Origin of the sequence: Actinocorallia libanotica, assembly GCF_039525175.1 — a bacterium.
In the GTDB taxonomy this organism is placed as follows: domain Bacteria; phylum Actinomycetota; class Actinomycetes; order Streptosporangiales; family Streptosporangiaceae; genus Actinocorallia; species Actinocorallia libanotica.
The window spans coordinates 39,517-52,383 of record NZ_BAAAHH010000015.1 but is presented as its reverse complement, the minus strand read 5'-3'; the positions used below and the strand labels follow the sequence as shown (position 1 = coordinate 52,383).

15 protein-coding genes are annotated in these 12,867 nt (G+C 71.0%); 9 read left to right on the top strand and 6 right to left on the bottom strand.

Annotation, left to right across the window (positions count from 1 at the left end; translation table 11 throughout):
* Positions 1 to 10 precede the first annotated feature (10 nt).
* The 3 genes from ABD140_RS19050 to ABD140_RS19040 are packed head-to-tail and all read left to right on the top strand — an operon-like array spanning position 11 to position 4,038.
* Positions 11 to 898: an alpha/beta hydrolase gene (locus ABD140_RS19050; RefSeq protein ID WP_344242220.1), complete on the top strand. Its 888-nt coding sequence runs from the start codon at positions 11 to 13 to the stop codon at positions 896 to 898.
* A 58-nt stretch (positions 899 to 956) separates the two neighbouring features.
* Positions 957 to 3,665, top strand: a complete 2,709-nt coding sequence (locus tag ABD140_RS19045) for a LuxR C-terminal-related transcriptional regulator (protein ID WP_344242219.1) — start codon at positions 957 to 959, stop codon at positions 3,663 to 3,665.
* 7 nt (positions 3,666 to 3,672) lie between these two features.
* Positions 3,673 to 4,038 carry a hypothetical protein gene (locus ABD140_RS19040; protein WP_344242218.1) on the top strand — a complete coding sequence of 122 codons (366 nt, stop codon included), beginning with the start codon at positions 3,673 to 3,675 and terminating at the stop codon, positions 4,036 to 4,038.
* Here ABD140_RS19040 and ABD140_RS19035 read toward each other — a convergent pair.
* Entirely contained in the window at positions 4,016 to 5,227 is a 1,212-nt protein-coding gene (locus ABD140_RS19035) for a hypothetical protein (RefSeq protein ID WP_344242217.1), read from the bottom strand. The genes ABD140_RS19040 and ABD140_RS19035 overlap by 23 nt on opposite strands.
* Positions 5,228 to 5,374: 147 nt before the next feature.
* Here ABD140_RS19035 and ABD140_RS19030 point away from each other — a divergent pair, with 147 nt between their 5' ends.
* The 5 genes from ABD140_RS19030 (at position 5,375) to ABD140_RS40160 (ending at position 8,215) form a co-directional block, all read left to right on the top strand.
* Positions 5,375 to 5,992: an HXXEE domain-containing protein gene (locus ABD140_RS19030; protein WP_344242216.1), complete on the top strand. Its 618-nt coding sequence runs from the start codon at positions 5,375 to 5,377 to the stop codon at positions 5,990 to 5,992.
* Between the two features lie 102 nt (positions 5,993 to 6,094).
* The gene (locus ABD140_RS19025; protein ID WP_344242215.1) at positions 6,095 to 6,913 is read left to right on the top strand and encodes an SDR family oxidoreductase; all 819 of its coding nucleotides are present in this window, start codon (positions 6,095 to 6,097) and stop codon (positions 6,911 to 6,913) included.
* A 14-nt stretch (positions 6,914 to 6,927) separates the two neighbouring features.
* The gene (locus tag ABD140_RS19020) at positions 6,928 to 7,602 is read left to right on the top strand and encodes a carboxymuconolactone decarboxylase family protein (RefSeq protein WP_344242214.1); all 675 of its coding nucleotides are present in this window, start codon (positions 6,928 to 6,930) and stop codon (positions 7,600 to 7,602) included.
* A 3-nt stretch (positions 7,603 to 7,605) separates the two neighbouring features.
* A complete protein-coding gene (locus ABD140_RS19015; protein WP_344242213.1) occupies positions 7,606 to 7,821 on the top strand; it encodes a hypothetical protein in 216 nt (71 codons plus the stop codon).
* A gap of 103 nt (positions 7,822 to 7,924) precedes the next feature.
* The gene (locus ABD140_RS40160) at positions 7,925 to 8,215 is read left to right on the top strand and encodes an MFS transporter (RefSeq protein ID WP_425544132.1); all 291 of its coding nucleotides are present in this window, start codon (positions 7,925 to 7,927) and stop codon (positions 8,213 to 8,215) included.
* On the opposite strand, the gene ABD140_RS19010 is transcribed toward ABD140_RS40160, so the two are convergent.
* The 5 genes from ABD140_RS19010 to ABD140_RS18990 are packed head-to-tail and all read right to left on the bottom strand — an operon-like array spanning position 8,142 to position 11,811.
* Positions 8,142 to 8,726 carry a carboxylesterase family protein gene (locus tag ABD140_RS19010; protein ID WP_344242212.1) on the bottom strand — a complete coding sequence of 195 codons (585 nt, stop codon included), beginning with the start codon at positions 8,724 to 8,726 and terminating at the stop codon, positions 8,142 to 8,144. The genes ABD140_RS40160 and ABD140_RS19010 overlap by 74 nt on opposite strands.
* Before the next feature lie 46 nt (positions 8,727 to 8,772).
* Positions 8,773 to 9,738: a PDR/VanB family oxidoreductase gene (locus ABD140_RS19005; protein ID WP_344242211.1), complete on the bottom strand. Its 966-nt coding sequence runs from the start codon at positions 9,736 to 9,738 to the stop codon at positions 8,773 to 8,775.
* A complete protein-coding gene (locus ABD140_RS19000) occupies positions 9,735 to 9,899 on the bottom strand; it encodes a hypothetical protein (protein ID WP_344242210.1) in 165 nt (54 codons plus the stop codon). The genes ABD140_RS19005 and ABD140_RS19000 overlap by 4 nt, the downstream gene beginning before the upstream one ends.
* Positions 9,896 to 10,900 carry an aromatic ring-hydroxylating dioxygenase subunit alpha gene (locus ABD140_RS18995; RefSeq protein WP_344242209.1) on the bottom strand — a complete coding sequence of 335 codons (1,005 nt, stop codon included), beginning with the start codon at positions 10,898 to 10,900 and terminating at the stop codon, positions 9,896 to 9,898. Before ABD140_RS18995 ends, ABD140_RS19000 begins: the two co-directional genes overlap by 4 nt.
* Entirely contained in the window at positions 10,897 to 11,811 is a 915-nt protein-coding gene (locus ABD140_RS18990; protein ID WP_344242208.1) for an IclR family transcriptional regulator, read from the bottom strand. The genes ABD140_RS18995 and ABD140_RS18990 overlap by 4 nt, the downstream gene beginning before the upstream one ends.
* 243 nt (positions 11,812 to 12,054) lie before the next feature.
* Here ABD140_RS18990 and ABD140_RS40155 point away from each other — a divergent pair, with 243 nt between their 5' ends.
* The gene (locus ABD140_RS40155; protein WP_425544131.1) at positions 12,055 to 12,717 is read left to right on the top strand and encodes a transposase; all 663 of its coding nucleotides are present in this window, start codon (positions 12,055 to 12,057) and stop codon (positions 12,715 to 12,717) included.
* Positions 12,718 to 12,867 lie beyond the last annotated feature (150 nt).

The window sequence follows — 12,867 nt, the reverse complement described above, 5'->3', positions numbered from 1 at the left end:
GATGATCTGTATGCGAACCGAGGTCTCCTTCACCGCCGCCGGCGTCCGGTGCGCCGGCTACCTCTACCTGCCGAGCGGTCCCGGGCCGGTGCCGTGCGTGGTGCTCTGCCACGGCTTCAGCGGGACGATGGACCGGCTGTTCGACTACGCCGAGCGCTTCGCCGCCGAGGGCTTGGCGGCGCTGGTCTTCGATTACCGGAGTTTCGGCGAGAGCGACGGCGAGCCGCGTCAGGTTCCCGACATCGACGGCCAGCTCGTCGATGTCCGCGCCGCCGTGGCCTTCGCCCGCGCGCACGAGCGGGTCGACCCCGGCAGGGTGCTGCTGTGGGGCAACTCGCTGGGCGGCGCGCACGCCATCACCGTGGCCGCCGACGATCCCCGGATCGCGGCCGTGGTGGCCCAGATCCCGTTCAACGGGTTCCCGAAGAAGGTGGAGGGGCGGTCCACCGGTGACACGCTGCGGCTGCTGGGCGCGATCGTCTGGGATGCGTTCCGGGGCGAGCTGGGCCTGCGGCCCTACTACATCCCCATGGTCGGACGGCCGGGACGGCTCGCCGTGACCGCGACTCCCGAGGCCGACCTGCACATCCAGACCCTGAGCGGTGGAGGAGAGACCCTGTGGCGCAACAGCGTCGCGCCCAGAGGCCTGCTGCGGATGATGCGCTACCGGCCCGCCGAGGCCGCGGCGCGGCTGACCTGCCCGCTGCTGGTCTGCGCCGCCGCCGAGGACCGCGAAACGCCGGCGGAGACCAGCCGGGTACTGGCCGACCGCGCGCCGCGAGGTGAAATGCGTGTCTATCCCGGCACGCACTTCACCTTCTATACCGATCTCGCGTTCCGAGACCGCGTGGTCGCAGACCAGATCGACTTCTACCGCAGGACATCCGCAACGGCGTGATGGGAAAGCATGATCTTTTAGTCTGGACGCGTTTCGAACGACCATTTCTTGGAGTGCCATGCTGTACGGGCGTCAGGAAGAGCAGTCCGTCATCGACGAGCTGCTGGAAGGCCGGTGCGGCACTCTCATCGTGCGCGGCGAGGCGGGCATCGGCAAATCGGCGCTCCTGGAATATGCCGCGGCTGGAGCGCGGGCGAGGGTGCTGCGGGTGGCCGGTGTGGAGTCCGAGGCCGATCTGCCGTTCGCCGCCCTGCATCTGCTGCTGCGGCCGGGCCTCGAGCACGTCGAGGCGTTGCCGCCGCAGCAGGCGGAGGCGTTGCGTGGTGCGCTCGGCCTGGGCGGCACCATCCAGGGTGACCGGTTCCTCGTCGGGCTGGCGACGCTCAGCCTGCTGGTGGAGCTGTCGTCGGCGGGCCCGGTGGTGTGCCTGGTCGACGACGCGCAGTGGCTGGACGGCGAGTCGGCCGACGCGCTGCTGTTCGCCGCACGCCGCCTGCATGACGAGCCCGTCGCCGTCCTGTTCGCCGTGCGGGACGGTGACCTCCCCTCCAGGGGGCTGCCCGAACTGCGGCTGCGCGAGCTGGACGCCGAGGCCGCCCAGAAGGTCCTCGCGGAGCGGGCGGTGGACCTGCCGCCCGCCGTACGCGATCAGATCGTCACCGAAGCCCGCGGCAACCCCCTCGCGCTGACCGAGCTGCCCCGCATGCTCACCCCCGAACAGCGCAAGGGCGCCCTCGCCCCGCACTCCCTCTCCCTCGGATCGGTGCAGCCGGTGACCGACAGGGTGCTTTCCGGTTTCCGCGACCGGATCACGGCGTTCCCCGCCGCCACCCGCTCGTGTCTGCTGCTGGCGGCCCTCGATCACCACGACGGGCTGGACGTCCTCGCTCGTGCGGCAGGCCTGCTCGGCGTCTCGCTGGTCGACTTCGCCGAAGCCGAGCGTGCGGGCCTGGTCCGGGTGGGCCCGGGCGGTGTGGCCTTCCACCACCCGCTGGTGCGCACGGCGGTGCTGCTGGCCTGTGACATCGGCGCCCGGATGGCCGCGCACCAGGCGCTGGCCGAGGCTTCCGACGACGACCGGCGAGCCTGGCACCTGGCCGCCGTCACTCTGCAGCCCGACGAGGAAGTGGCCCGGGAACTGGAGAGCCTCGCGCTGCGCGCGCGCCGGCGTGGCGGGCAGACGGCGGTGTCGGCGGCCTACGCGCGTGCGGCCGAGCTGTCCGCCGATCCCGGCCAGGCCGTACGCCGGTGGATCGCCGCAGCCGAAGCCGCCACCGAGGCGGGCCTGTGGCAGCGTGCGGGCGAGCTGGTGGACAGGGCACGGCATCAGGCCGAGGCGATGACGCTGAGGGGATCCGTCCTGGCCGAGCTCGCCTACGTGCGCGCGAAGCTGGAGATAGAGGCGGACCGGCCGCTGCAAGGCGTAAGGCTCCTGCACGAGGGAGCCGAGGCGGCCGACGACCTGCCCGTCAGGCTGACGCTGCTCAGCATGGCGGGCTACTACAACTGGGCCGGCGCCCACCACCCCGACCAGCTCACGCTGGCCCGCCGTACCGAGGAGCTATGCCCGGCCGGCGAAGGACTGCCTGCCTTGGTGCGCACGGTCGTCAACGCCTTCACCCTGATCCTGAAGGGCGACGACGTGAGCACGCTCGCCTATCCCGAGCCGGGCGAGCTCGAGCGCCTGCCGCCCGATATGAGATTCCTCCTCGCTTTCCAGGCCACCGTCCGCGCCGACGTCAAGACCATGCTCGACGGAGCGACGACCCTCGTCGAGGAGAGCCGGGCGGAGGGACGGCTGGGACGCCTGCCTCAAGCCATGTCGCTCCTCGCCGTCGCCCAGCTCCTCGACGGCCGGCACCAGTCCGCGCGGGCCACGGTGACCGCGGGACTGGCACTGGCCTCCGACGTCGGCCAGCCGATGTGGCGCGGCTACGCGGCGGGCGTGCACGCCTGGCTGTCCGCGGTCGCCGGTGCGGAGGAGGAGTGCGAGACATTGGCGGAGCAGGCGATCCGCGACGCCGACCACCGGCGATGGATGCCGGCGGCCTTCTGGGCGGAGTACGCGCGAGTGATCCTCGACTTCGGGCTGGGCCGCTACGAAGCGGTGCTCGACCGGGTGGAGCAGGCCATGTCCGGCCCTACACAGCATTCTTTCCTGTGGCGGTATGCGTGGCCGGACTACATCGAGGCCGCCGTCCGGGTAGGGGATCCGCAGCGCGCTGGGGACCGGCTCAGCCGCTATACGGAGTGGGCTGAGGCCACGGGCAGGCCTTCGATGCTCGCCGTCCTCCATCGAGTCCGTGCGCTGCTGACCCCGGACAGCGCGGCAGGAGAACTGCATGAACGGGCGCTGGCCTTGCACGCCGAGGCCAGGCAGCCCTTCGATGAGGCACGCACCCGCCTGGTCTATGGGGAATGGCTGCGCCGCCACAGGCGGCGTGCCGAGGCGCGCGCTCAACTCCAGTCCGCCATGGACGCCTTCGAACAGCTCGGCGCGGCCCCCTGGTCCGCCCGCGCGGCCGCCGAACTGCGCGCCACCGGTGTCAGCCTGCCGGACCGCTCCCGTGCCGACGATCCGCTGGCCATGCTGACACCGCAGGAGCTCCAGGTGGTACGGCTGGCCGTCACAGGTGCGTCCAACCGCGAGATCGGCGCGCAGCTGTTCCTGAGCCCGCGCACGGTCGCCTCCCATCTGTACAAGGCCTTCCCCAAACTGGGCGTCTCCTCGCGCGCCGAGCTGATCAGGCTGCCCGGTGTGGGCTGAGACCGGTATGACGACCGTGATCGTCTCCTCGCCCCGGTCCCCGGACAGAGCGATCGACAGTTCCCACACGCCGTCCATGACGAACACGTCCTGGGCGGCGACGAAGCGGTCCGGACCGGCCGGAATGGTCCCGACCGGCGGCAGCGCATGGCCCATGCTCGGCATGGCCGCCATCAGCGTGACCGCTGCGGCCTCGCCCGAGGTCACACGCACCTCGACGGGATTTGTCGGCAGCACGGTGACGGCGTACCGCGTGCCCGCCGCCTCCACGCTCTCGGCACCGCCGCCGAGCCAGCGCGACGTGACGAGGAACAACATGCCCGCCACGAGCAGACAGACGGCCGCGTACTTCATCGCTGTACCTCCATGGTGAAGGGCCGGGTCATGAGCCGGCCCTCTTGTGCGTATTGGGCCCAGGCCAGGTAGCGGCCTCGTTCCGGAAATGTGAGCGTGAAGCGCAGCACGGATTCGCCGGCCGCCGTGCCGTGCGCGTGCGCCAGGTGTCCACCGTCCCGGCTCCTGACGATCAGGTGGCCGGGCATGCCCAGCCACGGCTGGATCGGCCCGTCCGCGCCGATCTCGATGGTCACCGGGCTGCCGGCGGTCGGGGCGGACGGGACGAGGCGTGGCGCGGCGGCCTGCTGGGAAGGGGCGTCAGGCCGGGGCTCGCCGGCGACCTCGAAGGCGCCGGACAGGAGCTGCCCGCCCGACCCTTGCCGCTCGATCTCGGCGTGGGCGAGGTAGCGGCCCGGGCGCGGGACGCGAAGTCGTACCGTCAGCACACCGGGCGCGGTGCGCAGCGGGTGCACGTGCCGAAAGACCGCGCCGTCCCGGCTGGTGACCACCAGATGCACGGTGGCCTCGTGGTGGACGGCGAGGTCGTCCACCGGCCGTCCGGTCGCGCCGTCCACGAGGTGCAGGAGCAAGGCGAACTCGGTGCCCGTGGCAGGCCGGGCGGGCAGCGTTGAGAACCGGCCCTGCGCGTACGGCCGACCAGGTTCGGCGACGGGTGCGGCTCCCTCCGGCCTGGCCGGAGGCAGGTACGGCGACAGCAGGATCAAGGCGATCGCGACCGACGCGGCCGCGCTCGCCCCGGCCACGACGAGCCGGGATCTGCCGTTGGCGAGCACGACGCCCACCAGCAGCAGCCCGCTCACCAGGAACGCGCCGTCCATGACCATCGTCCAGAGGGCGCTGGTGGGCACCAGGACCCGGAACGGGATCACCGAGACCTCGTCACCGACCTGGACGCGCAGCTCGTGCGGCCCGGCGTGGACCGCCGGCAACGCGGCGGGCTCCCGGCCGGTGGCCACCGAACCGGTGGCCGTGGTCCCGTCCGTCAGGGAGCGCAGCTCAAGCTCCAGGCTCATGGGGCGCGAGGCTCGGGCACTCACTCGCAGCGGTGCCGGGACCTGTGAGACCCCGGCGATGGCGAACGTGACCTCGCCCGCTGCGAAGGTCTGCGTGATCCGCAGGTCTGTTCCGGCCTCCACGACATGTGCGCGGGCCGGCGCGGCCAGCGACAGGACCACCAGGAACGCGGCCGCCAGGACGCGGGTCATGCCGGCCGGTCATTGATCGACTTCATGGAGGCGACGCTAGGCCGGGGCCTTTGCGCATCGCCTCTGTCAGGTGACTGATGTGACCGGTATGCACATCAGTCACCTGACGGAGGCGGCCGTTGCCGCGGTCTTCCTAGGGTTCCGGCCATGACCAAACGAATCGAACCCTATTCAGCGATCGTGATGGCGGGCCTGGCCATCGCCTTTTCCTCCTGGGCGCTGCTCACCCTTCCCCTCCAGGGCGCCGTCATCCTCACGGTGGCCAGCGTGCTGGCCATGGCCGGCTGGCTCACCTTCAGCTACGCCCGCCCGGTGAAGTCCAGGAAAGTGATCGCCATCTACCTGTGCGCGGTGGGCTTCCAGCTCATCCACATGGCCGAGGAGTACACCGGCGGCTTTCCCCACGAGATCGTCGAGCTGTTCGACTCGCCACGGGACTGGCCGGAGAGAGAGTTCCTGCTCGTCTTCGTCTTCGGGTTCGGCGCGCTCTACTTCTTCGCCGGCGCGGGAGCGCTCTACCGGATCCGCGCGGCCAACTTCTTCCTGTGGTGGTACGCCCTGGGGGCGGGCCTGCTCAACGGCATCTCCCACTTCGTCTTCCCGATCATCAAGGGCGGTTACTTCCCCGGCCTGTACACCGCAGCCGGCCACTTCGTCATGAGCGGGCTGTTGATCTACTTCCTCGTCAAGGAGAACCGCGAGCTCAAAGCAGAGGAGCAGGAGCTCAAAGCCGCGCAGCAGGCGGCTCGGTCACCGGCCGGGTAGCGCTGAAGGAGCATGTGCGTCACCTGCGCACCGCCGCTCCATGGTCGTTTCGGATCACCATCTCGCCCGGTCGAGCTGCGGTCGGGCAGAAAGGAGCAAGCCATGTCGAAGACCGTGCTCGTCACCGGTGCCTCCACCGGAATCGGCCGTGCCACGGCGCTGCTGCTGGCCGGAGAGGGCTTCACCGTCTACGCCGGAGTGCGTAAGGAGTCCGACGGCCGGGCGCTCGGCCCGTCGGTCATGCCGATCAAGCTGGACGTCACCGACCCCGGCCAGATCGAGGAGGCGGCCGGTACGATCGATCGACTGGACGCCCTGGTCAACAACGCGGGCATCGGCGTCACCGGCCCCCTGGAGTTCGTCTCCCTGGACGCGCTGCGCCGGCAGTACGAGGTCAACGTGTTCGGCCAGGTGGCGCTCACCCAGGCCATGCTGCCGATGCTGCGCTCCTCGCGCGGCCGGGTGGTCACGGTCGGCTCGGTGGGCAGCTGGATCACCCTGCCCTTCGGCGGGCCGCTGTGCTCCTCCAAACACGCCGTCCGCTCCCTGAACGACGCACTGCGCATGGAGGTCAGGCCCTGGGGCGTCCACGCGGTCCTCATCGAGCCGGGCTCCATCCGCACCGCCGCCGTGGACAAGCTCGAAGGCGAGGTCGAGCCGCGCTTGGCCGCCATCGGGCCCGAAGGCAGGAGGCTGTACGGCGCCGCCTACCGGACGATGACCACCAACGGTCTGAAAGAGGAACGCTCCGGCTCCAGCCCCGACGTGGTCGCCCGCGCCGTCCTGCACGCCCTGACCGCTCGCAAGCCGCGTTCCCGCTACCCGGTCGGCAGGAAGTCCCGGCTGATGAGCACCCTCGGCCGCGTCCTGCCTCAGTACACCCTCGACGCCCTGCGCCTGCGCGCGCTGGGCCTGTCCTGAAAGGCGTCCATCACATGGCCCAGAACGCCATGCCCCGGCTCACCGGAACCGAGGCCCTGGTTGAGCTCGATCCCGTCTTCGCCCAGCTCGCCATCGGCGCAGGCCACAACCTGTGGGGCCTGGCCCACCTGACGGCGCGCGAGAAGGCCTTCGTCTGCCTCACCGCCGATCTCTGCCACCCCCACCTCGACCTTCCCCTGGCCATACACGTGCAGATGGCCCTGGCCAACGGGGTCGAACCCGAGGCCATCAGGGAACTCTTCCGCCACCTGGCCCCTTACGTCGGCTACCCCATCGTCGTCCCCGCCTTCCAGCGCCTGGCCGAGCTCGGCCTGCCCGCTGCGCAGGACACCGACCAGGTCGAGCCTGAACCGCTGACCGGCCCCCTGGCCCGCCTCATCCACACCTTGGAAGGGGCCGACCCCGGCCTGGCCGCCTTCACCGAGGACCAACTGGCCCAGCGCTGGGCCCGCCCGCACCTCAGCATCCGCGAACGCGCCCTCGCCTGCCTGGTCGTGGACGTCTTCTACCAGACACTCGGCCCATCCCTGCGCCTGCACGCCGAGCTCGCCAGATCAGCCGGAGCCACCGACGAAACCCTGCGCGACCTGGTCCGCGGCGTCGCCGAATTCAGCCTCCCGCGGGCCTGGGCCGCCGCCAGGGCTCTCCTGCCCGAAGAACCGAAGTAGACGATGGAAAGAAAAACCAGGACTGGTCGGTCGCGCAGCGAACCGCCTGCGACCCCGGCGGCCGGTCCCGAACGCCTGGATTCCGCGCTGCTCAAGCTCGCCGGCATCGTGGTGGTGGGAGCACTGGCCTCGTTGCTCGACACCGCGATCCTCAGCGTCGCCATCGACGGCCTCGGGCGGCGGTTCGACGCCTTACCCGCGACGGTGCAGCGGGTGTAGACGGCCTACCTGCTGGCAATGGCGATCCCGCTCACGGGCTGGTCGGTACGGCGGTTCGGCGCCAAGACGATGCGGATGTCGGCGCTTGCTGTTCTTCGTCAACGTGCTGGTGGCGACCCTCACGTTCTTGCCAGGAGCCTCGAACTTCGGGCCGATGCTCCTGCTGCCTCTGTACTACCAGCAGGTCCACGGCCTGACGACCGTCGAGACTGGGTTCATGCCGGCCCCGCAGGGGGCGGGTACCGCCCTGTCGCTGCTGATCGCCGGGCGGCTGAACGACCGCATCGGCGCCCGCCCTCTGATCCTGGCCGGGCTGGCCGTCACCGTCGTGGCGATTTCGATGGGACGCGTTCGTCGGTGTGCCCGGCGTCGGTCTGTATCTGTCCGGCGGTGAGCGAGACGAGTTCTCCGATGCGCAGCGCGCACAGTAGGAGCAGGGCGACCACGACCGCGGCCAAGGGCTTGCCGGGGTTCTTGATACCGGCGCGGGCGGTTCCGGTGGCGATGCTCTCGCGGTAGCCGGTGACGGTGCCCTCGGCCACGGCCAGCAGTGCCAGCCCAGGGGTGTGCCCGTCCAGCCAGCGCAGGAACGCCGCCAGATCGGCCAGTCGGGCCCGGCTGATGGCGACTGATTTGCCCGCAGTCGGCCGGGTCATGGCGGGAGGAGGGCTCGGCCGCGGAGGGCGCGGAAGGGCCCATGGCCGACTGCGGGGGAGGGGACCGAACGCGTCGGCCTCCCGGACGCCCTCCCACGCCTCCGCGGGCGCGGGCGCCTGGAACCGGCGCGCGCCCACGGGAGGGGCAGCGAACGGCACGCCCAGGTAGACGTGGACGCCTTCGCCGCTGCGGCCCCGGACGGTACCGGAACCGGTCCGCACGACGGGGGACGCCGACGGGTCTCGCATGCTCTCTCCTTCGTTCACGTGCTTGCTTCGGTCGTGCGCCGCCGCGTCAGAGGTCGAGGACGAGGCGGTCGCCCCGACAGCGGGAGACGCAGATCATCATGGTCTGGTTCGCCTGCTGCTCGGCGGCGGTGAGCACGGTGTCGCGGTGGTCGGCCTCGCCGGAGAGGATGTCGGTCTCGCATGTCCCGCAGGTTCCCGCGGTGCAGGAGTAGAGGACGGGAACGCCGGCGTCCAGGGCGGTGACGAGGATGCTGCGGTCCGGGGGGACTTGGAGGGTGAGGCCGGAGCGGGCGAGTTCCACCTCGAAGGCGGTGTCGCCGTCCTGCGCGGCTTCGACGGGCGTGAAGCTCTCGGTGCGCAGGGTGCCTTCGGGCCAGGCGGCGCAGGCTTCGCGTGCGGCGTCCAGCAGGCCGGCCGGGCCGCAGCAGTAGACGAGGGTGCCGGGTTCAGGAGGGCCGAGGAACGCGGCGAGGTCGAGTGGCCCCTGCTCGTCCTGCGGCGCGATGACGACCTGCCCGTCGTAGGAGGCCAGAGCCGCGACCTCGTCCAAGAGGGCCATCGTGGACCTGCTCCGGCCGCCGTACAGGAGCCGCCAGGCGGCTCCACGCGCGGCGGCCTCGCGGATCATCGGGAGCAGCGGGGTGATGCCGATGCCGCCGGCGAGGAACAGGTAGCGCTCGGCCGGTTCGAGGACGAAGTGGTTGCGCGGGCCGCGGACGCGCAGCCTCGACCCCGGTGCCATGGCGGTGTGGATGTGGGCGGAGCCTCCGCGGCCGCCGGGCTCGCGCAGCACGGCGATGCGCCACGCCGTCCCGTCGTCGGGCGGCCCGCACAGCGAGTACTGACGGACGGCCCCGGTGTCGAGCAGGAGGTCGATGTGGGCACCGGGGGACCATGCGGGGAGCACGGCCCCGCCCGGATCGCGCAGCGTCAGGGACACCACGGTGTCCGACTCGGCGCGCCTGTCGGCGACGACGAGCTCGTAGACGTCCTCTTCGGTGCGGACGGTCATCGCTCCTCCTTCGTCCGGTGGCCGGAAGGATGGGCGAACAGCCAGTCCCACATCTCGGCCGGGTCCTCTCCCGTACGCTCCGCGCCGCAGTGGCAGGTCCCGAGCAGCCGGTCCCCGCCGGGCGTCCAGGCGATGCGCACGACCTCACGGGTTCCGCTCATCGGGCGGCCAGCCCCGCGAGCATGCGGCGGGCGGCGAGCCCGCCAGCGTCGATGTTGATGCTCAGCTCCTGGTAGTCGGCGGGCTCGGCGTCCAGGGCGCGCTGGAGCAGGTTCAGGGCGTCCACGTCCTGCATGACGACGGTGTGGTTGAACTTCGCCAGGAAGTCGGTGACCTCCTCGTCCTCGGTGGCGAAGTCCCGGGAGACGGCCCAGAAGTCGTAGACGTGCCCGGGAGCGGACGGGGTGATCGCGTAGGTGATCTCGGTTCTGAAGACCGGTTCGTCCCGGCCGACGGGGCTGATGCGGCTGTGCAGCAGATACAGGCAGGGGGCGAAGTACTCGATGTCCTGGTGGCGGCGGATGCGCCCTTCGATGCCGGTGGAGCGGGCGTAGAAGGGCGGGCATTCGGCGTCCTCCATGTGCCGGGAGACGCGCACGACACCGGCCTCGGCGTCGACCTCCGTGGTGATCGGTGTCTCGGCCACCTCAGGGGTGCCGATGTAACCGCCGTGCAGGTACGTCTCGTGGGACAGGTCCATGAGGTTGTCGACCAGGAGGCCGTAGTCGCACGCGATGGGCTCCATGCCCTTCACCGTCACCCAGCCCGGCGCGGCCAGGTGCTCGGCGCGCGGGACGGCGGTCTCGTCGGCGAGCGCGGGGTCACCGATCCACACCCACACGAACTCGTCGATCTCGACCAGCGGGTAAGCGGCGACTCGGGCGGTGCGCGGGATGCGCGTCTGGCCGGGCACCGAGACGCAGGCGCCCTTGGTGTCGTAGGTGAAGCCGTGGTAGCCGCACACGACGGTGTCGCCGACCAGCGAGCTCTCCGACAGGGGATAGCGCCGGTGGACGCACCGGTCGGCCAGGGCAACGGCCCGCCCGTCCTCGGTGCGGTAGAGCACGATCGGCTCGCCGAGGACGGTACGGGCCAGCAGCTCCCGGCCGACCTCGTGCGCGTAGGCGATGACGTACCACTGGTCACGGGCGAAAGGGGTCATGATCTCTCCTGCCGGACGGTGCACCGAGGCGTCCGGCCGGTCGCGGGTGGGCGCGGGCGGGGGAGCCGCCCGGGTGCCGACCCAGCATCCGGAATCCGTGAGCCGCACCACAACGCGACTTCCGTGTGGCGGAAGTCCGGGATGCCGACGTCCGTCAGCGCTGCTGGGAGAGCCTTCGGGTGATGCCGAGCGCCGCCAGCCGGACGGCGGGCACCAGTGCCGCGACGGCCGCGGTGTCGGCCCCCCCCCCCCACCCCCCCCCCCCCCCCCCCCTGCCCGGACTCGTCCCGCACCGGGGCCGCCACCGACACTGCGTCGGTGGTGATCTGCCGGTCGCTGACGGCGCAGCCCGTCCGCCGCACCTCGGCCAGGATCCGGCGCAGGACGCCCGGTTCGGTGATCGTGTACGGGGTGAACGCGGCGAGCGGACCGTCGAGGTAGCGCTCCTGCTCGGCCGAAGGCGCGTGCGCGAGGAGCACGAGCCCGACCCCGGTCGCGTGCAGCGGCCAGCGCGCGCCGACCCGCGTCCGCACCCCTACGGCCGACCGACCGGCGATCCACTCGGTGAACACCGCCTCGCCGCCGTCCCGCACGGCCATCTGCACGTTCTCGTGGGTGGCCTCGTAGAGGTCCTCCAGGAAGGGGATGGCCGCCGCCCGCAGTCCCATGTCGTGCGGGAACGCCGCGGCGACCTCCCACAACCGCAGCCCGACCCGGTACCTTCCGTCCTCGCCGCGCTCCAGCGCCCCCCACTCCACCAGGGCCGCGGCCAACCGGTGCGCCGTCGGCAGCGGCAGCCGCGCGCGCAGCCCGATCTCGGTGAGCGACAGGTCCGGGTGCTCGATCCCGAACGCGCCCAGCACGTCGAGCAGGCGCGACGCGGCGGTCCGCGGCCCGGTGTCCTCGCTCATCGCCCCGCTTCCCGCCCCGCTCCGACCCTGCTTCCCCCGCTGAAGGTACCGGGTCCGGCCTCAAGAACCCGGCGGACACGAAGCAGGGACCGACGTCACCTCCCAGCACCGCGATCCGGACCGTGTCGAGGCCACATCCGACTACGCCATCGGCGCCCGGTACATCTGCCCGGGTGGCCGGGCCGTCTACTCGGCACTGGAAATGGCGGGACTGCGCTACCTGTACCTGACGGCGCACACCCCATGGCCGCCGACGAGATCGACCGCATCTACCGCGCGGGGATCCGGACCGTCCAGCTCAATTCCTTCGTCGCCACCGGCGCGAACGTCCATGACATCCACGGGTTCAAGCCGCTCCTCCAGGCCATCCCGCCCGTTCGCTCCCGCCGCGAGCCACGTCGGCGCCGCTCGGACAAGGTCCGCGCCGACAAAGCGTACGAGGCTGCTGAGCTGCGCAGATGGCTACGGCAACGGGGCATCGACTCCCGTATCACCCGCAAGGGCATCGAGCCCAAAGAGCGGTTGGGCCGACACCGCTGGAAGATCGAACGCACCATCTCCTGGCTGCTGAACCACCGCCGCCCGGCCGTGCGCTACGAACGCCACGGCGACCTGTTCACCGCGTTCCTCAACTCGCGATCATGCCGTGGCCAACGCTTCTCGTCGAGGATGAAAGAGGCCCACTGCCCCCAGACCGAATCAGGTAAAGCAGAGCCGCACACAATAGGAAGAGGTCGTCTTACGCGCTTGAGATTGCAGGATCTTCCAGATTCCGCGCTGCTACGGGATCGTGTAGCTGACGAGGACGGACAGGTCGATCAGGTTCGCAGCATTGCAACTGATCGCCAATGGCGTACCGAACGACGTCGTGCCGGCCGTGCCGACGCACAACGACTTCATTGTTGAGTCCCGGTTGAGTGTCGCCGCTGTGCCGCTGATGGTGATCGGGTAGCTGGTCGGAGCACCCTTTACCTGCGCTGCCCATGTCAGTGACTTGAGCACAGGCTTCTGCGCCGGTTCCTTCGAGCGTACGAGGTACGGTAGGTGTTGCTCGTC